Source organism: Streptomyces sp. NBC_00878 (assembly GCF_026341515.1).
Classification (GTDB): domain Bacteria; phylum Actinomycetota; class Actinomycetes; order Streptomycetales; family Streptomycetaceae; genus Streptomyces.
In genome coordinates this window covers 6,331,972-6,354,936 of sequence record NZ_JAPEOK010000001.1, presented here as the reverse complement: position 1 = coordinate 6,354,936, position 22,965 = coordinate 6,331,972, and the positions used below count along the sequence as shown (strand labels likewise).

At 68.9% G+C, this 22,965-nt stretch carries 20 protein-coding genes; 7 read left to right on the top strand and 13 right to left on the bottom strand.

Annotated features, from left to right (window positions below; translation table 11 throughout):
• Positions 1-26 precede the first annotated feature (26 nt).
• The 4 genes from OHA11_RS27465 to OHA11_RS27450 form a co-directional block, all read right to left on the bottom strand.
• Positions 27-1,364: an NADH-quinone oxidoreductase subunit D gene (locus tag OHA11_RS27465; protein ID WP_266500801.1), complete on the bottom strand. Its 1,338-nt coding sequence runs from the start codon at positions 1,362-1,364 to the stop codon at positions 27-29.
• Positions 1,361-2,107, bottom strand: a complete 747-nt coding sequence (locus OHA11_RS27460; protein ID WP_266500798.1) for an NADH-quinone oxidoreductase subunit C — start codon at positions 2,105-2,107, stop codon at positions 1,361-1,363. The genes OHA11_RS27465 and OHA11_RS27460 overlap by 4 nt, the downstream gene beginning before the upstream one ends.
• Positions 2,104-2,658, bottom strand: a complete 555-nt coding sequence (locus OHA11_RS27455) for an NADH-quinone oxidoreductase subunit B family protein (RefSeq protein WP_018528252.1) — start codon at positions 2,656-2,658, stop codon at positions 2,104-2,106. The genes OHA11_RS27460 and OHA11_RS27455 overlap by 4 nt, the downstream gene beginning before the upstream one ends.
• 66 nt (positions 2,659-2,724) lie before the next feature.
• Positions 2,725-3,084, bottom strand: coding sequence for an NADH-quinone oxidoreductase subunit A (locus OHA11_RS27450; protein ID WP_033319564.1), 360 nt, complete (start codon positions 3,082-3,084; stop codon positions 2,725-2,727).
• 765 nt (positions 3,085-3,849) lie between these two features.
• Between OHA11_RS27450 and OHA11_RS27445 the strand changes: the two genes are divergently transcribed.
• The gene (locus OHA11_RS27445) at positions 3,850-4,680 is read left to right on the top strand and encodes a C40 family peptidase (protein ID WP_266500793.1); all 831 of its coding nucleotides are present in this window, start codon (positions 3,850-3,852) and stop codon (positions 4,678-4,680) included.
• Positions 4,681-4,862: 182 nt separating this feature from the next.
• Here OHA11_RS27445 and OHA11_RS27440 read toward each other — a convergent pair whose 3' ends face one another.
• The gene (locus OHA11_RS27440) at positions 4,863-6,167 is read right to left on the bottom strand and encodes a geranylgeranyl reductase family protein (protein WP_266500791.1); all 1,305 of its coding nucleotides are present in this window, start codon (positions 6,165-6,167) and stop codon (positions 4,863-4,865) included.
• Positions 6,168-6,341: 174 nt separating this feature from the next.
• Here OHA11_RS27440 and OHA11_RS27435 point away from each other — a divergent pair, with 174 nt between their 5' ends.
• Positions 6,342-6,848 (top strand): GNAT family N-acetyltransferase, encoded by a 507-nt coding sequence (locus tag OHA11_RS27435; protein ID WP_266500788.1) that lies wholly within the window; start codon positions 6,342-6,344, stop codon positions 6,846-6,848.
• 81 nt (positions 6,849-6,929) lie between these two features.
• Positions 6,930-7,268: a PASTA domain-containing protein gene (locus OHA11_RS27430; RefSeq protein WP_266500787.1), complete on the top strand. Its 339-nt coding sequence runs from the start codon at positions 6,930-6,932 to the stop codon at positions 7,266-7,268.
• A 176-nt stretch (positions 7,269-7,444) separates the two neighbouring features.
• On the opposite strand, the gene OHA11_RS27425 is transcribed toward OHA11_RS27430, so the two are convergent.
• From OHA11_RS27425 to OHA11_RS27410, 4 genes are all read right to left on the bottom strand, one after another.
• Positions 7,445-8,143: a demethylmenaquinone methyltransferase gene (locus tag OHA11_RS27425; RefSeq protein ID WP_266500786.1), complete on the bottom strand. Its 699-nt coding sequence runs from the start codon at positions 8,141-8,143 to the stop codon at positions 7,445-7,447.
• A 96-nt stretch (positions 8,144-8,239) separates the two neighbouring features.
• Positions 8,240-9,673 carry an acyltransferase gene (locus OHA11_RS27420; RefSeq protein ID WP_266500784.1) on the bottom strand — a complete coding sequence of 478 codons (1,434 nt, stop codon included), beginning with the start codon at positions 9,671-9,673 and terminating at the stop codon, positions 8,240-8,242.
• On the bottom strand, positions 9,673-12,087 hold the full coding sequence (locus OHA11_RS27415) for a bifunctional polysaccharide deacetylase/glycosyltransferase family 2 protein (RefSeq protein WP_266500781.1): 2,415 nt from the start codon (positions 12,085-12,087) through the stop codon (positions 9,673-9,675). Before OHA11_RS27415 ends, OHA11_RS27420 begins: the two co-directional genes overlap by 1 nt.
• Positions 12,088-12,106: 19 nt before the next feature.
• On the bottom strand, positions 12,107-12,442 hold the full coding sequence (locus tag OHA11_RS27410) for a hypothetical protein (RefSeq protein ID WP_323186674.1): 336 nt from the start codon (positions 12,440-12,442) through the stop codon (positions 12,107-12,109).
• Positions 12,443-12,843: 401 nt separating this feature from the next.
• On the opposite strand from OHA11_RS27410, the gene OHA11_RS27405 reads away from it, so the two are divergent.
• The gene (locus tag OHA11_RS27405) at positions 12,844-13,896 is read left to right on the top strand and encodes a chitinase (protein WP_266500778.1); all 1,053 of its coding nucleotides are present in this window, start codon (positions 12,844-12,846) and stop codon (positions 13,894-13,896) included.
• A gap of 91 nt (positions 13,897-13,987) precedes the next feature.
• Here the strand turns inward: OHA11_RS27405 and OHA11_RS27400 are convergent, their stop codons facing one another.
• The 4 genes from OHA11_RS27400 to OHA11_RS27385 form a co-directional block, all read right to left on the bottom strand.
• Positions 13,988-14,458: a hypothetical protein gene (locus OHA11_RS27400; protein ID WP_266500777.1), complete on the bottom strand. Its 471-nt coding sequence runs from the start codon at positions 14,456-14,458 to the stop codon at positions 13,988-13,990.
• Positions 14,459-14,499: 41 nt separating this feature from the next.
• The gene (gene mqnC, locus OHA11_RS27395; protein ID WP_266500776.1) at positions 14,500-15,714 is read right to left on the bottom strand and encodes a cyclic dehypoxanthinyl futalosine synthase; all 1,215 of its coding nucleotides are present in this window, start codon (positions 15,712-15,714) and stop codon (positions 14,500-14,502) included.
• A gap of 142 nt (positions 15,715-15,856) precedes the next feature.
• Positions 15,857-16,582: an A24 family peptidase gene (locus OHA11_RS27390; protein ID WP_266507494.1), complete on the bottom strand. Its 726-nt coding sequence runs from the start codon at positions 16,580-16,582 to the stop codon at positions 15,857-15,859.
• Positions 16,583-16,648: 66 nt separating this feature from the next.
• Entirely contained in the window at positions 16,649-19,681 is a 3,033-nt protein-coding gene (locus OHA11_RS27385; RefSeq protein ID WP_266500775.1) for a BTAD domain-containing putative transcriptional regulator, read from the bottom strand.
• A 366-nt stretch (positions 19,682-20,047) separates the two neighbouring features.
• Between OHA11_RS27385 and OHA11_RS27380 the strand changes: the two genes are divergently transcribed.
• The 3 genes from OHA11_RS27380 (at position 20,048) to OHA11_RS27370 (ending at position 22,906) form a co-directional block, all read left to right on the top strand.
• Positions 20,048-20,698, top strand: coding sequence for a hypothetical protein (locus OHA11_RS27380; RefSeq protein ID WP_266500774.1), 651 nt, complete (start codon positions 20,048-20,050; stop codon positions 20,696-20,698).
• On the top strand, positions 20,695-21,762 hold the full coding sequence (locus OHA11_RS27375; protein WP_266500773.1) for a hypothetical protein: 1,068 nt from the start codon (positions 20,695-20,697) through the stop codon (positions 21,760-21,762). Before OHA11_RS27380 ends, OHA11_RS27375 begins: the two co-directional genes overlap by 4 nt.
• A 127-nt stretch (positions 21,763-21,889) precedes the next feature.
• Positions 21,890-22,906: a hypothetical protein gene (locus OHA11_RS27370; RefSeq protein ID WP_266500771.1), complete on the top strand. Its 1,017-nt coding sequence runs from the start codon at positions 21,890-21,892 to the stop codon at positions 22,904-22,906.
• Positions 22,907-22,965: the final 59 nt, after the last annotated feature.

Here is a 22,965-nt window from a genome sequence, read left to right as displayed (position 1 = left end):
CAGGCTGACGCCCTCAGGGGTCGTGGTCACCGGTCGACGCCTCCCATCACGGGGTCGATGGACGCGACGGCGACGATGACGTCGGCGACCTGGCCGCCCTCGCACATCGCCGCCATGGCCTGCAGATTGGTGAAGGACGGGTCCCGGTAGTGGACCCGGTAGGGGCGGGTGCCTCCGTCGGACACGGCGTGCACCCCGAGTTCGCCCTTGGGTGACTCGACAGCCGCGTACGCCTGTCCCGGCGGCACGCGGAACCCCTCGGTCACCAGCTTGAAGTGGTGGATCAGGGCCTCCATGGAGGTGCCCATGATCTGCTTGATGTGGTCGAGCGAGTTGCCGAGGCCGTCGGGGCCGAGCGCGAGCTGGGCGGGCCAGGCGATCTTCTTGTCGGTGACCATGACCGGGCCGGGCTGCAGCCGGTCCAGGCACTGCTCGACGATCCGCAGGGACTGGCGCATCTCCTCAAGACGGATCAGGAAGCGCCCGTACGCGTCGCAGGTGTCGGTGGTCGGGACGTCGAAGTCGTACGTCTCGTAGCCGCAGTACGGCTGCGTCTTGCGCAGGTCGTGCGGCAGACCGGCCGAGCGCAGGATCGGACCCGTGGCGCCGAGGGCCATGCAGCCGGCCAGGTCGAGATGGCCGATGCCCTGCATACGGGCCTTGAAGATGGGATTCCCGGTGGCGAGCTTGTCGTACTCGGAAAGGTTCTTCTGCATCTTCTTCACGAACTCGCGGATCTGGTCCACCGCGCCCGGGGGCAGGTCCTGGGCGAGGCCGCCCGGCCGGATGTACGCGTGGTTCATGCGCAGGCCGGTGATCAGCTCGTAGATGTCGAGAATGAGTTCACGATCACGGAAGCCGTAGATCATGATCGTGGTGGCGCCGAGTTCCATGCCGCCGGTGGCGATGCACACCAGATGCGAGGAGAGCCGGTTCAGCTCCATCAGGAGCACCCGGATGATCGTCGCGCGGTCCGGGATCTGGTCCTCGATGCCGAGGAGCTTCTCGACGGCCAGGCAGTACGCGGTCTCGTTGAAGAACGACGTCAGATAGTCCATGCGCGTCACGAAGGTCGTGCCCTGTGTCCACGTACGGAATTCGAGGTTCTTCTCGATGCCGGTGTGCAGGTAGCCGATGCCGCAGCGGGCCTCGGTGACCGTCTCGCCGTCGATCTCCAGGATGAGCCGGAGCACGCCGTGTGTGGACGGGTGCTGGGGGCCCATGTTGACGACGATGCGCTCGTCGTCGGCCCTGGCGGCGGTCTGGACGACCTCGTCCCAGTCACCGCCGGTGACCGTGTAGACGGTGCCCTCGGTCGTCTCGCGGGCCGAAGCGGCGGACGCGGATGCGTGCGATGTGCTCATGAGTACGACCTCCGCTGGTCCGGAGCCGGGATCTGGGCGCCCTTGTACTCGACGGGGATGCCGCCGAGGGGATAGTCCTTGCGCTGCGGAAAGCCCTGCCAGTCGTCCGGCATCATGATCCGCGTCAGTGCCGGGTGCCCCTCGAAGACGATGCCGAAGAAGTCGTACGTCTCGCGCTCGTGCCAGTCGTTCGTCGGATAGACCGAGACCAGGGACGGGATGCGCGGCTCGCTGTCCGGGGCGCTGACTTCGAGGCGGATCAGCCGGTTGTGGGTGATCGAGCGCAGGTGGTAGACGGCGTGCAGCTCGCGGCCCTTGTCCTGCAGGTAGTGGACTCCGCTCACGCCGGTGCAGAGCTCGAAGCGCAGGGCAGGGTCGTCGCGCAGCGTCTGGGCGACCTGGAGCAGGTGCTCGCGATCGATGTGGAAGGTGATCTCGTCGCGGTCGACGATCGTCTTCTCGATCGCGTTCTCGGGGACGAGGCCCTGTTCCTCCAGGGCGCCTTCGAGCTCGTCGGCGACCTCGTCGAACCAGCCGCCGTACGGGCGGGTGGCCGGTCCCGGCAGCCGGATCGAGCGGACCAGGCCGCCGTAGCCGGTGGTGTCCCCGCCGTTGTTGGCGCCGAACATGCCGCGCTGGACGCGGATCTCCTCGCCTCCCTCGCCGCGCTGGCCCGGGAGGTTGGAGGCGCCGAGGTCCTTCTCGGGGTTCACCCCGTTGCCGTTGCCGTTCGCGTCGCTCACCGCAGCAGGCCCTTCATCTCGATGGTGGGAAGCGCCTTGAGCGCCGCTTCCTCCGCCTCGCGGGCCGCCTCCTCGGCGTTCACGCCGAGCTTCGAGCTCTGGATCTTCTGGTGGAGCTTGAGAATCGCGTCCATCAGCATCTCGGGCCGTGGCGGACAGCCGGGCAGGTAGATGTCGACAGGGACGATGTGGTCGACGCCCTGCACGATCGCGTAGTTGTTGAACATGCCGCCCGACGAGGCGCAAACCCCCATGGAGATCACCCACTTGGGGTTCGGCATCTGGTCGTAGACCTGCCTCAGTACCGGCGCCATCTTCTGGCTGACGCGTCCGGCGACGATCATCAGGTCGGCCTGGCGCGGCGAGCCGCGGAAGACCTCCATGCCGAAGCGCGCCAGGTCGTAGCGGCCCGCGCCCGTCGTCATCATTTCGATGGCGCAGCAGGCGAGGCCGAAGGTGGCGGGGAAGACGGACGACTTGCGCACCCACCCCGCGGCCTGCTCGACGGTGGTCAGCAGGAAGCCGCTCGGCAGCTTTTCTTCGAGTCCCATGCTCAGTGGCTCCTCTGTCCCCTATACGGGGCTCAGTCCCTTGCGGGGGTCAGTCCCATGCGGGTTTCAGTCCCATTCCAGGCCGCCTCGCCGCCACACGTACGCGTACGCGACGAAGACGGTGAGCACGAAGAGCAACATCTCCACGAGCCCGAATACCCCGAGCGCGTCGAACGTGACGGCCCAGGGATAGAGGAAGACGATCTCGATATCGAAAATGATGAAGAGCATCGCCGTCAGGTAGTACTTGATGGGGAACCGCCCGCCGCCGGCCGGCGTGGGGGTCGGCTCGATACCGCACTCGTAGGCTTCGAGCTTGGCCCGGTTGTATCGCTTTGGACCGATAAGCGTGGCCATGACCACGGAGAAGATCGCAAAGCCTGCCCCGAGGGCTCCCAGTACGAGGATGGGCGCATACGCGTTCACCGCTCCTCGCTCCTCTCAGTCGGCATTGACTGCTGGCGGTTGCATCAGGCGCTGCTCCTGCCTCACGTGCCCCATGAACCTCATGAGGCCCACGAACCTCGTGCGGCTCCACGAAGATCGCGAACATGTGAAGCAGGTCACAAGCCCAACTGCCTCGCATCCTATGCCTGTGGGTCTGTGATCTGCGACACGGGGTACGACAACACCTTTGTGATCTCCACCACCTGGCGAAGGATCATGAAGTCGGATGAGTGCCGATCTTCGTACGAGAAGCGCCCGAGTGATCACCAGAGGTGACATTTTCGCTCGTCGTCGCTGGTCCAAGCCTCGGCGCACTATCAAGGGAGCGAGATCCAAGGCAAATTGGTGGTGGACATCGGCGCTTGATAGAGGAACTCGTTCACACTTCGGGGGGAGTTGGCATGCCAGGTGTGGACGACTCGGGCGCGTGCATCCATTCACGAGCGGGACGCCCCTTCGGCCCGACCTCCACGACTCCCCCACCTCGCGCACGTGACACCGCCGCAGGGGCAGCCGTTCCGTGACCTGCGTCACATTGGTAACAGGCGGGAAACAGCCGGGCTTGGCCAACCGCTTCAACGAGTGCTAAGCAGCGGGCAATTCGGGCGTAATACGGAAAGACAGTGATCACAGGCATGATGAGGTGTGTCCGCAATGCCCGATACGGCGTCAATAAGGAACGCCACGCCCGGGATTCAAGCGGTCCATTGAACAATTGTGGCGCACCACACGTTTCTTGAAGGTATGGAGGAGCCCCTGATACCGGTTGTCCCTATGTCCCACACCGCTCACATACGCAGCCACCGGAAACCCCGGCCTCGCAGCAGCTCGGCGCTCGCGATGCGCGCCGGAGTTGCCGGTGGCGTCCTCAGCACCCTCGCAGTGGCAGGTGCGGCCGGTTCGGCGAACGCTGCCGAGCCCGTGACCCAGACCATGGAGCTGCCCACCCTCACGGCAGACATGACCGCCCAGGTCGCCGAGTCCGCGGAGGTCACCCAGCAGGCCGCGGCCGACTACCAGCTGCGGGCCGAGCGTGACGCGGCCGCCGCCAAGGCCGCCAAGCAGGCCAAGGCGGACCTCGCCGACGCGAAGAAGGCGGCCAAGAAGAAGGCCGAGGACGCCCGCAAGGCCGCCGCCGAGCGCGCCACCCGGTCGTCCGAGCGGACCACGCTCACCTCCACCTCCACGCCCGCGAGCAGCACCGTCACCGCCCCCGCGAGCGGCAGCGTCGCCACGGTCATCGGCTTCCTCAAGGCGCAGGTCGGCGACGCCTACGTCATGGGTGCCACCGGGCCCAACGCGTGGGACTGCTCCAGCCTCGTACAGGCCGCCTTCAAGCAGGTCGGTGTGGATCTGCCGCGTGTCTCCCAGGACCAGTCCGTGGCCGGCACCCCGGTCTCGCTGTCCAACGTCCAGGTCGGCGACATCCTGTACTGGGGCGGCGCGGGCTCGGCGTACCACACCGGCGTCTACATCGGCGGCGGTCAGTACCTGGACGCCGCGAACCCCTCGAAGGGCGTCGTCATCCAGGACTTGTCGGGGTACCCCGCGAGCGGCGCGGTACGCGTGCTCTGACCTCGGTCACGCCTTCCCGGCGCCTGACCGGGCTTCTGCGGCCTCCGGCCACGCACTTTGAAGGGCCGCTCCCCCAGTGGCGGGAGCGGCCCTCAGTCGCGCCTCAGCGGCCCCACCCGAACGACGCGTCCCAGCGCGCCCCTGGAAACGGGGCTCCGCCCGCTTCCAGGCCCGTCCGTGCGCTACGCCCTCGGGGCCACCTTGGAGAGGCCGTTGATGATGCGGTCCATCGCGTCGCCGCCCGTCGGGTCGGTCAGGTTGGCCAGCATCTTCAGCGTGAACTTCATCAGAATGGGGTGCGTGAGACCCCGCTGCGTGGCGATCTTCATGACCTTCGGGTTGCCGATGAGCTTCACGAAGGCGCGGCCGAGCGTGTAGTAGCCGCCGTAGGTGTCCTTGAGGACCTTCGGGTAGCGCTGGAGAGCGAGTTCGCGCTGGGCGGGGGTCGCACGGGCGTGCGCCTGGACGATGACGTCGGCGGCGATCTGGCCGGACTCCATGGCGTAGGCGATGCCCTCGCCGTTGAAGGGGTTCACCATGCCGCCCGCGTCGCCGACGAGCAGCAACCCCTTCGTGTAGTGGGGCTGGCGGTTGAAGGCCATCGGAAGGGCGGCGCCGCGGATCGGGATCGTCATGTTCTCCGGGGTGTAGCCCCAGTCCTCGGGCATCGAGGCGCACCAGGCCTTGAGGACCTCGCGCCAGTCCAGCTCCTTGAACGAGGAGGTGGTGTTGAGTACGCCCAGGCCGACGTTGGACGTACCGTCGCCCATGCCGAAGATCCAGCCGTAACCGGGCAGCAGCCGGTCCTCGCCGGGGCCGCGGCGGTCCCACAGCTCCAGCCACGACTCCAGATAGTCGTCGTCGTGACGCGGGGACGTGAAGTACGTACGGACCGCGACGCCCATCGGACGGTCCTCGCGGCGGTGCAGGCCCATGGCGAGGGACAGCCGGGTCGAGTTTCCGTCGGCGGCGACCACGAGGGGTGCGTGGAAGGTGACGTCGCGCTTCTCCTTGGAGTCGGCGTCGCCGAGCTTCGCGTGCACACCGGTGATCCGGCCCGTACGGTCGTCGATGATCGGGGCGCCGACGTTGCACCGCTCGTGCAGCCGTGCGCCCGCCTTCTGCGCCTGCCGGGCCAGCTGCTCGTCGAAGTCGTCCCGTTTCCGTACGAGTCCGTAGTCGGGGTAGGCGGCGAGTTCCGGCCAGTCCAGCTGGAGGCGGACGCCGCCGCCGATGATGCGGAGCCCCTTGTTCCGGAGCCAGCCCGCCTCCTCCGAGATGTCGATACCCATGGAGACGAGCTGTTTGGTGGCGCGGGGCGTCAGCCCGTCACCGCACACCTTCTCCCGCGGAAACGCGGTCTTTTCGAGGAGCAGGACATCCAGCCCCGCCTTGGCCAGGTAGTACGCGGTGGTGGAACCGGCTGGTCCGGCCCCGACGACGATCACATCGGCGGTGTGTTCGGAGAGGGGGTGGGACTCGGTCACGGCGGGTTCTCCCCAAGTCTCGAAGGCTCTATGTCTCGAAGTGCTGATTCTCGAAGTACTGATTTTCGAAGCGCGAAGTCTTGAAGCGCGAAGTCTCGAAATCCGCGTGCTGAGGGGCACGGGACATGGGCAGTCTATGCAGCGGTATTGATCACCTGGCTGAAGGGCTGCCCCGTGAACCGAGCTCTCCCCGTGGTACACCTGCGCGTCCCGACCGACGAGGACGCGTTCGCCTGGCACCGGGTCTTCGACGACCCCGACGTGATGGAGTTCCACGGCGGAAAGCCGGCCGAGCTGTCCTTCTACGAGGAGCTGACCGCCCGGCAGCGCCGCCACGACGCCGAGTACGGCTTCTGTCTGTGGACCATGGTCGACGGGGAGGGGCAGGTCATGGGCTTCACCGGCGCCCAGCCGTGGCCACGCGAGTGGGGACCGAAGGGCGAGATCGAGATCGGCTGGCGGCTCGGACGGGAACACTGGGGCAAGGGGTACGTCACCGCGGCCGCGCGGATCACGCTGGAACGGGTGCGCGCGACGGGCACACGGAGTGTCGTGGCGATGGTGAACTCGCGCAACGAACGCTCGATCGCGGTGACCAGACGTCTCGGCATGGAACTCGCCGAGACGTACACCACGGAGACGTCGGACCAGCTGGGTCACTGCTACCGGCTGGCACTCTGACCGTTTCCCGCCAGACCTCCGACGCCTTCCGGCACGGGCCCGGCAGGGCTTACCCTGCCGGTACCGCTGGGGGTGACGTCTGTGCGCATACCACGCAAGACACCCGAAGTGCGCGTACCGCGACTCGTCGGTCTGATGGCCGTGGACGCGCGCGAGACGGCCGAGGCGCGAGGGGTGCGGCTCGCTGCGCCGGATCGGCCCGACTTTCATCTGACCATCGTCGACTACGTCGTACGCCAGTACCCGCTGCCGGGGTCCGAGGTGCCTCAGGGTTCGGTCATCACGGTGTGGTTCGACTTCGGGGAGGGCGAAGGTGGAGGCGGTGCGGGGGTGCGGGAGCCTCGGCGGGGTGGGCCGCCGGCCGGGGGGTTGTACCGGGAGCTTGATGAGCCGGGGGATCCGTTTGTGGTGCTGCGGTAGTCGCTGGGGGGTGCGGCTGCGGCTGCGGCTGCGGCTGCGGCTTGAGGAGATACCGCGGCCGGTAGGGGCTGGTCGCGCCCACGCGGCGGAGCCGCACAATGTCACAGCCCCGCGCCCCTAAAAGATTGCGCTGTTCCCCGCGCCCCTGAAAGAAGCAGTTGCCGCGCCCCTAAGAATCACGAGGCCTGCTTGTAGCCCCTGTGCAGGGCCACGACCCCGCCCGTCAGGTTGCGCCAGGCGACCTTTGACCAGCCTGCCTTGGTGAGGCGTTCCGCGAGGGCGGGCTGGTTGGGCCAGGCGCGGATGGATTCGGCGAGGTAGACGTACGCCTCGGGGTTGGAGGAGACCGTGCGGGCCACCGGCGGGAGGGCGCGCATCAGGTACTCGGTGTAGACCGTGCGGAAGGGCGCCCAGGTCGGGTGCGAGAACTCGCAGATCACGACGCGCCCGCCGGGCTTGGTCACCCGGTACAGCTCGCGCAGCGCGGTGTCCGTGTCCTGCACGTTCCGCAGGCCGAAGGAGATCGTCACCGCGTCGAAGGTGTCGTCCTTGAACGGCAGCTTCGTGGCGTCCCCGGCCGTGAGCGGCAGCCAGGGGTGGTTCTTCTTGCCGACCCTGAGCATCCCGAGGGAGAAGTCGCAGGGGACGACGTACGCACCCGTGCGCGCGAACGGCAGCGAGGACGTGGCCGTGCCCGCCGCCAGGTCGAGGATCTTCTGCGCGGGGCGTGCGTCAACGGCCTTCGCGACCTCCTTGCGCCACACCCGGTCCTGGCCGAGCGACAGGACGTCGTTCGTCAGGTCGTAGCGTTCCGCCACGTCGTCGAACATCGAGGCGACTTCGTGCGGCTGCTTGTTCAGGGATGCGCGGGTCACGGTCCCATTGTGGCAGTACGGGCCGGGTGACTTCTCCAGCACCCGGCCCGTACGCCGGTCAGAACGCCGCCGCGAGGACGGCTCCCGCAACGCCCCTCAGGGCAGCAGCCTCGGCTTCTTCTTCGCCGCCACGTCCTCCACCCAGCCGCACAGCAGGATGAACACGGCGATGAGGAGCCAGCCGATGCCGAACATGAACCACTGGCTCTCCAGCGGCAGGTACGTCTCGAAGGCCGGCACGTTCCAGAACTGGTCGATCAGCGGGACGGCCAGGATCAGCGCGATCTCGTGCCAGAGGTAGAGGGTCACGGCACGGGCGTTGAAGATCGTCACGATCCGGTCGAGGCGCTTGAAGCGGGCCAGCCCGGCGAAGTCGATCGCGAAGTGCGCCTTCGCGTACATCAGGAGCGTCACGAACCCCGCCGACCAGAAGGCCTGCGCGAGCGGGATGTCGTCGAGGTCGTACGTACCCGTCTCGGCCTGGTGGGTGAAGGCGTACCAGCCGCCGTAGCCGATCGCGGCGAGCGAGAGGACGACGACGGCGAACGGCTTCAGCCGTTGCAGTACGCCGTCTCGGTGCGCGAAGCCGAGGAGCCAGCAGAACAGGAAGATGGCCAGGTCGGTGAGCGCGCTGCCGAAGCGGTTGTCCGGCGGCTCCCACAGGAAATGGACGACCAGGATCGGAGTGAGGGAGAGGACGAGGACCGCGACCGGGGCCAGCCGGAACACCCTCAGGAGAAGGGGCGAGAGCAGGACGAACCACAGGTACGTCCGCAGGTACCAGAGGATCTGCCAGGCCTGCTCGCCCCACGCGTTGCCCGGCGGGTCGCCGAGCGGCACCATCCAGTAGACGATCTGCCAGCCGGGCATCCAGTCGTGGATCATCATGGCGACCACGACGAAGAAGCCCCAGAACCAGAACGGTGGCAGGAGCCGGCGGATGCGGCTCCTGATCACCGTGAGGGCGGGCCGCTCCAGCGACTTCGCCATCAGCGTGCCGGCCAGCGCGAACATGATCCCCATGGAGGGGAAGACCATGCCCGCCCAGGCCCAGCCGAAGGTGTGGTACGTGACGACGCGGACGAGGGCGACCGCGCGGAGGGTGTCGAAGTAGCGGTCGCGGCCTGCGAGTTTCGGCGGCGCGTCCGGGGCCGGGGCCTGGGCCTGGGCCTGGGCCTGGGCCGCTTCAGGCTCAGGCTCCCGGTCGCGGGGCTTGGCCTCGGCCTCGGCCCCGACCTCGGCGGCAGCCGCGAACTCCGGCCCCACCGCCCGCAGTTGTGCCGTGTCGCCCGACACCTGTTCCGTTTCCGGCGCGGGGTACGCCGTGTAGTCCGCCGGCGCGTATTCCGGTACGTACTCCGGTGCGTACCCCTGCTGGTCGTGGTCGACGTACTGCTGGGGGTACGGCGTGCTGCCGTACTGCGGCTGCCCCGACGGCTGTGGCTGCTGGTCGTATCCGTACCCGTAGCCATGGCCGTAGCCCTGTGGATGCTCCTGCGGATAGCCCGGCTGATCCGTCCCCCAGCTCATCAGCCGACCCCCGCCGGTGTGCCGACCTCGCCGGTGCGCTTCAGTTTCTGCCAGCGCAGGCGACCGCCGGTGAGGGCGGTGATGCAGGAGTGGATGAGGACGAGGTACATCATCTGCCGGTACGCGAGTTGCTGCAGCGGCATCATCAGCAGGTAGCGGTACTTCTCGCGGTCCAGCCGGAACGCGTAGGCCGCGCAGACGAGTTGGACGCACAGGACGGCCAGCCAGGCGAGCAGGGCCGCCTTGAAGTCGATGAAGATCATCGAGTAGACGGTGAACACGTCGATGAGCGGGGCGAAGACGGGCGTGACGATCTGGAAGATGACGACCAGCGGCATACCGACCCGGCCGAAGCGGCCCGAAGGACCCTTGTCCGTAAGGGACTTGCGGTGCTTCCACAGCGCCTGCATCGTCCCGTACGACCAGCGGTAGCGCTGCGACCACAGCTGCTTGAGCGAGGCGGGTGCCTCCGTCCAGGCCCTGGCGTGCTCCTGGTAGACGACCCGCCAGCCGCCGCGGTGCATCGCGATGGTGATGTCGGTGTCCTCGGCGAGCGTGTCCTCGCTCATGCCGCCGACCTCCAGGACGGCGTCCCGGCGGAACGCGCCGATCGCGCCCGGGATGGTGGGCATGCAGCGCAGCAGGTCGTACATGCGGCGGTCGAGGTTGAAGCCCATCACGTACTCGATGTGCTGCCAGGCGCCGATGATCGTGTTGCGGTTGCCGACCTTGGCGTTGCCCGCGACCGCGCCGACCTCCGGGTCCGCGAAGGGCTGGACGAGCTGGTGCACGGCGTCCGGCTCGAAGACCGTGTCGCCGTCCATCATCACGACGATGTCGTAACTGGCGCTGCGGACACCGTTGTTGAGGGCGGCGGGCTTGCCCGCGTTCTCCTGGCGGATGACCCGGACGTTCGTCATGCCGAAGGACCGTGCCGCATCGCGCGCGATCTGGGACGTGTCGTCCGTCGAGCCGTCGTCCACCACGATGATCTCGATCGGATGGGTGCTCTTCGCCAGCGACTCAAGGGTGTTGGCGATGCACTCCTTCTCGTTGTACGCGGGCACGATCACGCTGACGGGCTGTGTGACGGTCGGCCCCCAGCTGAACCGGCGTTTGTTGCGCTGCCGGTAGTGCCTGCGGGCGAGGATCAGCATCATCCCGAAGCGGCCCATGACGGCGACGCCGACGACGGCGAGCCCGGCCGCGAGCCCCGGTACGGTCCACTCGGCGACGGCGACGGCCGCGACGAGGGCCTTGCCTTCGTAGAGGGTGGTGCCGGTGGCGGTGCGGTGGGCGGCCTGGAGGCCGTTGCCGCCCCCGGCGGCCTGCCCGGCCTGCCCGGCTTGTTGGCCCTGCCCGCCCAGTTGGCCCTGCTGGCCGCCGGGCGCCTGACCGGCCGCCTGCTCGCCCTGCTCAGCGCCGGGTTGCTGGCCGTTCTGGCCGGTCTCGCCGGGCTGACCGGTCGCCTGCTGGTTCGCGTCCGGCGCCGCTCCGGCCTCCGCGCCCGCGCCCGCCTGCCCGTTCGCGCTCTCCGTCTCCTGGATGGCGCCGCTGATGGTGGTGAAGGTGTAGCCCTTCGCCTTCATCTTCTTGATGTACGTGCCGAGCGCCTTGACCGTCTGCGAACGCTCGCCGCCCGCGTCGTGGAAGAGGACCGACGCGCCCTTGTTCTTCGACGGCGTGGCCCACTTGATGATCTTCGAGACGCCCGGACGCTTCCAGTCGTCGCTGTCGGTGTCGACGAAGACGCTGGTGTAGCCCTCCTCCCCGAGCTCCTTGTAGACGGGCCAGCTGTAGTTGTCGATGGCGTCCGCCTTGGAGGAGTACGGGGCGCGGAACAACGTGGTCGTGATGCCCGCCGCACCCGCGAGCGCGAGCTGCGTCTGGTCCATCTCGCGGGCGATCCGGTCGTCGCTCTGGTATGAGAGGTCGACGTGCGTGAAGGTGTGGATGCCGATCTCGTTGCCCTGGTCCACCATGTCGTTCACGATGTCCGGGTAGCGCGAGACCATCGAGCCGACCACGAAGAACGTGCCCGGGACGTCGTTCTCCTGAAGGATCTTCAGGATCTGGGGCGTCCAGGTGGGGTTGGGACCGTCGTCGAAGGTGAGCGCGATGGTCTTCTCGGGGACGGACTGGCTCTGCGCCTGCCCGCCCCGGAAGGAGAGGATCGGCCCGCCGTCGATGACCTCGTCGGGGACCTTGCTGGAACTGGCGTTGCTGCGTACGCGCTCGTCGCCGCCGACCTCGGCGCGCAGATAGCCGTCGAGCAGCATCACGCTGGTGAGCGCGAGGAGGAGCAGCAGGGCGAGGATGACACGCGGTTTCTGCAGCGCCGCGGCCTTGCCCGCGGCCCGTGTCATCCGGGACGGGGCGCGCCGGCGGCCGCGCGAGGGCGTCGTAGTAGCCATGAGTGTGAGTGCGTTCCGGTCAGTTGGCGTCTGCGGTGGCGGACGCGGACGGGGCGGAGACGGGCTCCGACGGAGCGGAGACGGGCGGGGCGCCGGTGGCGACGCCCGTGGGCGGTGTGCCGGTGGGCCGGTTCCCCGCGCCGCCCTGCGGCTGGACGCCGCGGCCCGGCCCGGAGTTCTGGTTGCCGCCCGGGCCGCCGCCCCCGAAGGGCAGCAGCGAGGACGGGGAGAGCGAGGGGCCCCAGCCCATGAACGCCATGCCGAGTACGACCGCGTACCCGACGCAGACGACGCCGAGGAGGAGCCCGATCCGGCGCAGCAGCTTGGCTCTGCGCCCGGAGTTGTCAACGAACACGGGACCGTCTTCGGACCCGTTGGACCCGTTGCCGCGTTTGCGGCGGCGGCCACGCCCAGCGGCGCGGGATTCGATGGCAGGCTCGGAATGCATTCCCCGGATATTAGGCAGCCTTTATGTGTCAGAAACTCTGATTCTGTTGTGAGGCTGCCATGAGAATCGGCTGAGTCTGTCTATTCCCTGAGAGAATCCTTGATCGCATGCGGGGGCGAGGATTACCGAGAAGAGACCCAATATCCGCATATCCATGTCCGGTTGACCCGGCTTGCCCGGCCGTTACTGTGGGCTCTCCATGCGTTTCCTGTCTTCGTGGGGCCTGGCCGCTCGTGAGACATTCCCACTTCGGAAACGCAGTTTGTTTCCATCCTGAGACAGGAATCACGAGAGCTGGAGCGTGCGCGATGAGGACTTTCCTGAAGCCGGCTGCCGGGCTCGCCTGCGTCATCGCCCTGGCCTGCACGGGGTGTTCCTCGGAGGCGGATCCGGAACCGGACTCCGCCCCATCGGCGGCGGGCGGCACGCCGTCCGAGCAGGCGTCGGACTCCGCGTCGGCGTCCGCCTCGGCGCAGTCGGCCGCCACCGGCTATGCCCCGTACGTCAGTGCCACCAGCGCCTCCGACAACGACTCGGCCGGCTCGCCGTCAACGTACAACCTGGCCTTCGTCATCTCGGACGGCAGCAGCTGTACGCCGAAGTGGAACGGCTCGACCGCGATCGGCGACGCGGCGACCAAGTCCCGTATCGCGGCGCTGACGGAGTCCGGCTCCGCCGTGCGCGTCTCGTTCGGCGGCGCCTCCGGCAAGGAGCTCGCCTCGGTCTGCGACAGCGCCGCCGAGCTGGCCGAGGCCTACGGGGCCGCGCTCGACGCCGCCGGGGCGACGGAGGCCGACTTCGACATCGAGGGCAAGCAGTTGACCGACTCCGACTCGGTCGCGCTGCGCTCCGAGGCGATCGCTCTCCTCCAGAAGGAGCGCACCGACCTGGCGGTCACCTTCACCCTGCCCGTGATGCCGTCCGGGCTCGACAACGACAGCCTGGCGCTGCTGGAGTCCGCCAACGACAACGCCGTCCAGGTCTCCACGGTCAACATCATGACCATGAACTACGGCAGCACGTACGACGAGGACATGGGCGACTACGCGGAGACGTCGGCCAAGGCCGCCCACGATCAACTGGAGGACGTTTTCGGGCTGTCCGAGGACGGTGCCTGGAAGGGGCTCGCTCTCACCTCGATGATCGGGGTCAACGACGTCGACAACGAGACGTTCTCCTTGTCCGACGCGGCGCAGGTTCGGTCGTTCGCGGAGGAGAAGGGGGTGGCGTGGGTCTCGATGTGGTCGACGTTCCGGGACCAGCCGTGCGAAGGAGACGATGCGGCTTCGGATGACGCGGCGACGAATTGCAGTGGGGTTGAGCAGGGGGCGGGGGATTTCGCGGAGGCGTTCACCGGCTGACCGGGGGATTTATGGGTGGGTTCTGGCCGGTTCTTCGAGTGCGGGTGGGTGGGGGCTGGTCGCGCAGCCGAAAACCGCACGACCAGCGGAGCTACCGGCGCCTGTGCACAAGGCGCCCCGCGCAAACGGTCGCCACGCACACCCAGTCCTCGTCGAAGACCGCGAGGTCGGCCCGGCCCCCGGCCACGATCCCCGCGGGGCGGACCCGGGTCAGGACGGCCACGTCGTTACGTCCCACCGCCGCCCTCAACTCGGGCGCGCCCACGTACTCCTCCAGCACCGCCACCACCCCCCGCTTCAAAACGGAGTGCACCCGCTCGCGGGGCGTCGGCGCGTCCGGGAGCGGGCCGTCGAGGACGAGGCCCGGCCCGAGGACACCGGGCCAGCGCCGCACACGCGCGGCCGGGAAGCGTTCCCGAAGGTCGGCGAGCGACCCCGTCGCGGCGATCCGGGCGCCCTCCACGGCGACGGCCCCGCCCTTGACCGGGTCGGAGCCGCCCTTGACCGGATCAGGGTCGTCCCAGGCGTACCGCAGCTCGTCCGCGACGTGAATCGTCAGCACAGCAAGACCAGTTGAGGACCCGTTGGATACCTGTTGGGGACCTAGTTGGAGGCGAGGAGCTTCAGCTCCGGGTGAGCCGTGCCGCCCTCGATCGCCGTGGAGGAGATGTGGGACTGGACCCGCTCGTCCACCGGGTCGTTCGCCGGGTCGTCGTGGACGACGAGGTGCTCGTACGTCGTGGCCCGCTGGGCCGGGACGCGGCCGGCCTTGCGGATCAGGTCGATGATCTCCATACGGTTGGAGCGGTGCTTGGCACCGGCCGAGGAGACGACGTTCTCCTCCAGCATGATCGAACCGAGGTCGTCCGCGCCGTAGTGCAGGGAGAGCTGGCCGACCTCCTTGCCGGTCGTCAGCCAACTGCCCTGGATGTGGGCGATGTTGTCCATGAAGAGCCGCGCGATGGCGATCATCCGCAGGTACTCGAAGAGCGTGGCCTGCGTACGGCCCTTCAGGTGGTTGTTCTCAGGCTGGTACGTGTACGGGATGAAGGCCCGGAAGCCCCCCGTCCGGTCCTGTACGTCACGGATCATCCGCAGGTGCTCGATGCGCTCGGCGTTGGTCTCGCCGGTGCCCATGAGCATGGTGGAGGTGGACTCGACGCCCAGGTTGTGCGCGGCCTCCATGATCTCCAGCCAGCGCTCGCCGGACTCCTTGAGGGGCGCGATCGCCTTGCGGGGCCGCGCGGGCAGCAGCTCGGCGCCGGCGCCGGCGAAGGAGTCGAGACCGGCGGCGTGGATCCGCGAGATGGCCTCTTCCACCGACACCTTGGAGATACGGGCCATGTGCTCGACCTCGCTCGCCCCCAGGCTGTGGATGACGAGCTGCGGGTAGGCGGCCTTGATCGCGGCGAAGTGCTTCTCGTAGTACTCGACGCCGAAGTCCGGGTGGTGCCCGCCCTGGAACATGATCTGCGTGCCGCCGAGCTCGACGGTCTCCGCGCAGCGGCGCAGGATGTCGTCGAGGTCGCGCGTCCAGCCCTTGGCGGTGTCCTTGGGCGGGGCGTAGAACGCGCAGAACTTGCACGCCGTGACGCAGACGTTCGTGTAGTTGATGTTGCGCTCGATGATGTACGTCGCGATGTGCTCCGTACCGGCGTACCGACGGCGGCGTACGGCGTCCGCGGCGGCACCCAGCGCGTGCAGCGGGGCGTCGCGGTAGAGGTGGAGCGCCTCTTCCGGGGTGATCCGCCCACCCTCGGCGGCACGGTCGAGGACGGCTGTGACATCAACGGACGTGAGGTCGGCCTTCTCGGTCACCGGAGCGGTCCCTTTCATAGGGGCATGGACGGACTGATCCAGCGTACGCCAGACCATGCGATCACCCGATGTCAGGCCGTGCCATCACCCGACGCCGTGCCGTGCGAGCACCCAACGTCAGGCCGTGCGATCGGCCCGCTCGTCAGGCCGCGTACGCCCCCACGAGCAGGCCCACGAACGCGCCCGTGATCAGGAAAGGGCCGAAGGGGATGGAGGTCTTCCGGCCTGCCCTGCGTGCGATCACCAGCCCCAGCCCGTACAGCCCGCCGAACAGGAACCCGGCGAAGGTGCCGAGCAGCAGGACCCCCCAGCCGTACCAGCCGAGGACCGCGCCGAGGCCGAGCGACAGCTTCACGTCGCCGAAGCCCATGCCGTTGGGGTTGATGAGGAAGAGGAGGAAGTAGCCGCCGCCGAGGGCAAGGGATCCGTACAGCGCGGTCAGCCAGTTCCCGGCGTGCTCGGGCGCCGCCGCCGCTCCCGCGAGCAGGATCAGGGCGGCTCCCGCGAGAGGCAGCGTCAGTACGTCCGGCAGCCGCTGCACGGTGAAGTCCACGACGGCGAGGAGAACGCCGAGGGGCGCGAGCAGCAGCCAGACGACCAGCTCGGGCCGGGTACCGGTGGCTGCGGCCAGCACCCCGCAGACGAGAGCGGTGGCGAGGGCGACGAGGGGCGTGCTGGGGCCGTACATCCGCCCTCCGCAGTCCCGGCAGCGGGCCAGGCCGACCCAGCCGCCGATGAGGTGGCCTTCGGGGCACCGCGTCTGCCAGGGCTCGTCGGGGGCGACGGAGAAGCGGTGGGCCGGGCGAGGAACGAGCAGGCCGACGGCACCGCCCCAGAGGGCGGCGCCGATGATCAGCAGGAGATCCACGGAATCCACGGACCACTCCCCCTGATCACCCTGATCGCCCTGAACACGCTGCTCAGCGGGTCCCGCTCATCCGACGGCAGCGACACCACTCCGCCAAGCGGGAAGCAGTTCGTCCAGCAGGGCCTCGGTCCGGGGCGGCAGCCCCCGCGCCCCGCTGCGCGCCACCAGATCGGCGGCGAGCCGCTTCAGGCGATCGCTGTCACCCGTGGCATGCGTGGCCCGCAGCAACTCGTTCCACAGCCGCTCATCGCCCGGCGCCGAGCCGAGCGCGGCGTTCAGTGCCTCGATCGCCTTCTCCGCCCGGTCCTTCTCCAGGTGGAACGCGGAGAGCGCGAGCCCGATGTCCGCGACGAGCAACGGCAGTTGGGCGTCGATGATCTCGTGCGTCAGCCAGCCGTACCGTCCGCCCGACCGCTCCGCCAGCAACGGCCCCCGCACCAGCACCAGCGCGTCGGTCAGCAGACGCCCGCGCACGGCACGGCTGTTGGCGCCCCGCCCCTGCGTGGCCTCGTGGTACAGCGACCGCAGCACGTCCAGGTCGGACACGACGGACTTGGCGAGCGTCAGCCGCCCGGTCGCGTCGCTGCCGAGGCGCGGCGTGCCGTCAGGGTCGTTGCCGAGCCAGGCGCGCAGCCGCTCGACGAGCGCGTCCCGTACGTCGTCCGTGACGCCGCGCGGCCAGAGCGCGGAGGACAGCACCCGCGGATGCACACCCTCGCGGTGCAGAAGCAGCAGCGCCAACGCCTCGTGCAGCAGCGGGCTGCGCTCCCCGTCCGGCGTTTCGAGCCCGATGATCTCGTACGGGCCGACGAGCCGCGCGTACACCGCGGGACGTCCCTGCTCGCTGATGTCGACGAGGAACGGCGGGGTGGTGGTCGGGCGGTCGTCGGCGCGCTCGGGGTCGGCGTCGACGAACAGCTCGACGACGGCCCGCTGTTGGGACACCGGCAGGAGCTGCGCGTCGAGTTCGAGCCCGAGGAGCGGCGCGAGGAGCTTGCCCTCGCTGGTGATCTCCATCTCCCAGGCGGCACCGGGCAGCTCGCCCGACTGCGTGCCGACGAGGTACCCGATGCCCAACCGGCTTGCGTCGGCGGCCAGTTCGGCGAGGGTGACGGCGTCCTCGGCGGACGGCTCGGCGGCGAGCAGGACGAGGTGCGGGGCCCAGCGGGTGTGCTGGGCAGGCCCCGTACGGCCGGTCAGGACCGAGTCGTGACCCGCGGCGCCCAGCGCGCCGCGCCGCTGCCGCGTCTCCGCCTCCATGGTCTCCACGAGCGCCTCGATGTCGTCGAGGTGGCGGAGCCGGTTGGGAGCGAGAGGAGTGAGATCCTCGCCGAAGCCGACGAGCGTGATCGTCATGCGGTCGGACCAGCCGTTGGTGGCCAACTCGGCGGCCACGGAGGCGAACACGCCCGCCCGGTCCTGCTCGCGGCCGCTCAGCGAGACGATGCCGGGCACGGCCTCCAGGTTGAGCAGCAGCCGCGAGTCGTCCATCGTGCCGAGGCTGACGAGGCCGGGGTAGGGAGCGGCCGTGTCGACGTCCTCGTACCGTTCGGCGTCGGCGCGGGCCAGCATCCAGAACGTCTGGTCCTGCCCGAGCTGCCAGGGGGCCGGCGGCTTTCCGGCGGGCTGGGCGAGCTGGAGGTGCAGGTCGCCGTTGCCGCTCATCCAGGCCGCGTAGACGGTCGGCAGCGGGCGGGACTCGCCCGCGAGCGACGCGGCGAGCCCGCGCAGGGAGAGGTCGAGGAGGCGTACGCCCTCGGGGTCGGCCCCCACCAGCAGCGCGTCCTGCGCGTCGGCGGCGGCACCGGTGGGCGTCGGCGGTTCCATGCCGCGCCGCCCGCCGACGGCACCGAGGGCGGACTGCCACAGCGCCTGACGCCGGCGCCGGCCGAGGGCGCCGAGGAGGCCGGCGGCGAGGAGGGGCGCGCCGAGGAGGGCCTGCGGCAGCCCGAAGCCGCCGTCCTCCCCGGCGGCGGGGGCGGCGTGCTCCTGCCCCTGCTGACCGCCTTGGCCCTGCTGTCCGGGCTGACCGTGCTGGTGCCCCCGGTCGGGGGCGGGCCGCTGCTCGGGAAGGCTGATGTGGGCGGTGTCGCGGTCGAGGGACCCTGAGCCGCCGCCCAGCTGCCCGCCCGCACCCTCGGCACCGCCGGTCCGGGCGTAGTCGGTGAGCTGCTGCCGGACCTCCTCCGAGACCTTCGAAGCCTGCGACGCCTGCGGTGCCTTCGGGGCCTCGTCGGGGACCTCCACGAGGTCGCCGCCGCGGGCGTCGCCGGGCATCTCCATGATCCAGCCGGGCCGGATGAGGCTGGCCTCGGAGAGCTTCGAACCGTCGGGCTGCGTACGGTCCTTGTTGAGCTGGTAGATCTCCTTGTACCGCCGCCCGTCGCCGAGGTGGCGCTCGGCGACCTCCCAGAGGGAGTCGTGGTGCCTGCCCTCGGGGGGCTGGATCCGGTAGAACTTCGTGTCGTCGGCGGAGGCGTGGGCGCCGCTCCCGCTCTCGGCGTGCACGGCCGCGTGGGCGGCCTGCTCGGCCAGGGCGGCGGCCGTCGAGGCCGCCTGCTCCTGCTGTTGCCCCAGCAACCCGCCCGGCGTCTGCTGCGCGGCGGCGGCGACCGGCCGCTGGTTCCCCTCCAACTGCTGGCCGAGCTGCGACAGCCCCGGCGTGAAGCTCGCCGCGGTCGCGCCGACGAGCAGCAGCGCGGCGACGAGCTGCCGCGCGAGCAGCTGGCTCGGCCCGGCGCCGGGCACGCGGTTCGGCAGCCCGACGCCCGACAGCGCGGCCTTCACCTCGACGAGCACGCATGCGGTGAACTGGGCCCAGGCGAACCAGACGACGACCGTCAGTGTGTTGATGAACGTGTCGACGCTGATCTCTTTCTGGAGCCAGTCCAGACTCGGCGCACCGCTCGGCAGCGGCCACCCGATCTGCGAGGCCAGCGACCCGGGCACCCCGATGAGCAGCACGAGCAGGGCGACGAAGGCGACGAACGCCTTCAGGAAATCTCCGAACGTACGGCGACGCCGGGGCAAGGGCTGCGGCGTCCGATTCCTCGGACCCGGCGAAGTTCCCGTCGAGTTGGAAGTGGTACGTCGCGCCATGGCGGGTGTCCTGGTGTCGTGTGTGGAGGGAGGGAGAGCGGCGGTGTATGGGGGTGTACTGACCTTACTGAGATCTTATTGAGGGTGTCGAAGGGCGGGGAGAGGGGGCGACCTTCAGGCCATCCGATTCCTCACGGCCCACCCCCTATGCCCGCGATATCCATGCGGGCCTCCGCCGGGCCACGCCCGGCCACAACCAGGATCCAGGCACTTCGCAACTGTCACGTCACAGATCTCACGATCCCCACACAATCCCCCAGCGCCGCCCCGAGACCCTCTACTCCCCCCTGATAGCTTCGTTCTCTGTTGCACACACGCCTTGAACACACGCCTTGAACACACGCCTTAAACAGGGGGAGTACACCCGTGGCCCGCCACACCGTGACCACCGCCGCCGCGTTCGCCGCCACCGCGGCCCTTCTGCTCACCGCGTGCGGCGGGGGCGACGATTCGTCACCGGATGACATCAAGGGGGCTGACAAGGGGTCGGGCAGTCCGTCGGCCTCGGCATCCGCGGCGGCGGGCGGCAGTCCGGACATCAGCGTCCCGGACGATCTGGATCTGGCCTTCGACTTCGATGAGCCGTCCGACGCCAAGCACGCGGCGGCGCTCACCGACGCACAGAACTACCTCCGGGCGCTGAACCACGGACTCGCCGAGCAGGACCCGGACGACCCGGCCTACCAGTACTACTCGGCCGGTCCTGCCGCGCAGTACGCGAAGCAGCAGATCCAGACCTGGGTGAAGGGGGGCTGGACCCCCACGGGGACGGACAAGTTCTACGACGAGGACGTCAACACGCTCAGCGACGGCAAGGGCGTCCTCGTGAGCTTCTGTGAGAACCAGGCCAAGTACTACGGCAAGGAAATCAAGACAGGAAAGATCCTCTACACCAAGGAAAGCCTGAAGAGCTACCTGAAGTACAGCGTGCTCATGCTCCCGCCGTCCGGCTCCTCGAAGGTCTGGAAGGCGTCGATCATCGACGTCGTGGGCAAGGCAAAGGAGTGCCAGGTATGAGGACTGCGACACCTGCACGCCTCCTGGCCCCGATCGCCGCTGTCACCGTAGCTCTGTGCGGCGGCGGCATCGCTCACGCCGACGCTCCAACAGGCAAGGAGACGCGACCGCCGGGCCCCGCCGGCGGAGCCGACGACAAAGCACTGTCCGCCTCCGTCTCCCGTATCAGGGTCACCCAGGTCAGCGGCCCCACCGGCGGCAAGCGCGGCAGTATCTCGTCGACGGACGTGAACTGGACGCCGCCGCCCTGCTGGTACGAGCCCGTCCTCACCCCGGAGCAGCTCAAGGCGCTCGCCGAGACGAACAGTCTGGGATACGTCAGCCCGCACACGTCCTGGGGCGGCGAGAAGCTGTGGACGGACCACTACCGGGACGGCAAGGACGCCTACAACTACAAGGACGGCTCCCTCACCCCCGTCGAGGGCTACGACAACTACAACATCGGCAAGGACGGCTACTTCTGGCGCGGCGTGGCCCCCGACATGGCCGACCCGGAGTCGTACGACTGCGAACGCGTCATGTTCTGGCAGAACGCCGGCGAGGTTCCCGCAGTACCGAACGCCCCCACTCCGGAGACTCTCGCCGAGTACGCCTACGACAAGGTCGAGGTCCCCGACACCGAGATCGAGCTGAGGCCGGAGGGCAAGTCCACGGTCAACCTGCCGACTTGGGTGTGGCTGGACAAGGGCACCTTCCAGGAGGTCAAGGTCCGCGCCGAGTTGCCCAACACCAACCTCTGGGCGGAGACGACGGCCAAGCCGGTCGCCCTGCACCTGGAACCTGGCACGGAGGACGCGGAGACCTTCCCCGCGGGCGGTGACTGCGAGATCAACGAGGACGGTTCGATCGGCACCCCGTACGTGAAGGGCGACGCCGACAGGACCCCGCCCTGCGGCATCACGTACCTGCGTGCCACCAGCGGCGGGCCGTACAAGCTCAGTGCCTCCGTCACCTGGCAGATCACCTGGGAGGGCGCGGGCGGCACGGGCGGCGACCTCCCCGACGGCACCTTCGAGACCACCCAGGACATGAACGTCCAGGAAATCCAGTCGATCAACCGCTGACGCGCGACCGCTCCTTCGCAGCGGCTGTTCCCCGTCTCAGAGTTCTCAGAGTTCTCAGAGTTCTCCAAGCACTCCGAGTTCTCCGACTTCTCCGAGACCCCACAACACAAGAAGAGACGCCCACACCATGGCATCCCCCCACGCGATACACGCCGCACGTACGACCGGCACGGCCCTGCTCGTGCTCGGCATGACTTCCACCGTCGCTCTCACCGGGTGCGGCGGCACCACGGACGAGGACGGGAAGGCCGACACGAAAGCCTCGGCCTCGGCCACCCCCAAGGGCGCCGTGACGCGCGAGCAGGCGGCGAAGATCGTCGACAACTACGTGGCTGTCAACAGCAAGGCGAACAAGACGCGGAACGCCAAACTGCTGAGCACGGTCGAAGGCGGCCAGGTCCACGAGCAGAGCAAGGCGGACTACAAAACCTTCAGCACGTGGACGAAGGCGGAGCAGAGCGACTACGCGAAGCCCTTCTCCTACCAGGACCGGGCGTACTACATCCCCGCGGGTGAGGACTGGTTCGCGGTCAAGGCCACCGCCAGTGGCACGAAGACCCCAGCCCTGCTGGTCTTCGACAAGGAGGGCGGCGCCTGGAAGCTGATGTCGGCGGTCTACTCCGACGCGCCGATCCCGACGATCGACACCGGCGACCATGGTCTCGCCACCGCGGTCACCCCCTCCACCCGCGTCGGGACCCTGGCCCCGAACGACGTGAGCGCAGCGTTCGAGGATCTCTACGAGACCGGTGGAAAGAAGGCCGGCGCCGGGATCTCCCACACCACGGACCCGGCCAAGGACGCCCTCAAGCTCTACAAGGAGCGCGACGAAGGCGACTTGGCCAAGTGGGCGACCGAGAAGTACTTCGCCAAGGACCCGGCGTACGGGACGACGTACGCGCTGCGGCTGGCCGACGGCGGCGTGCTCGCGGTCGTCCCGACCGCCCATACCCAGGAAACGCTGCTCAAGCAGCAGTACATGGGCAGCTTCGAGATCACCCCGAACAAGGAGGAGTCGGTCTACAACCCCGCCAAGCGGGCCCTTGTCACCGACACCTTCCAGGGCCTGGCGCTCGCCACCCTGCCGAAGTCCGGCAAGCCTTCGGTGATCGCGTACGAGTACGGGATGACGGCCTCGAAGTAGGCCGAGGAACCCGGCGGCGGTCAGCCCGGACCGCCGCCGAACCCGATAGCCCGATCCCC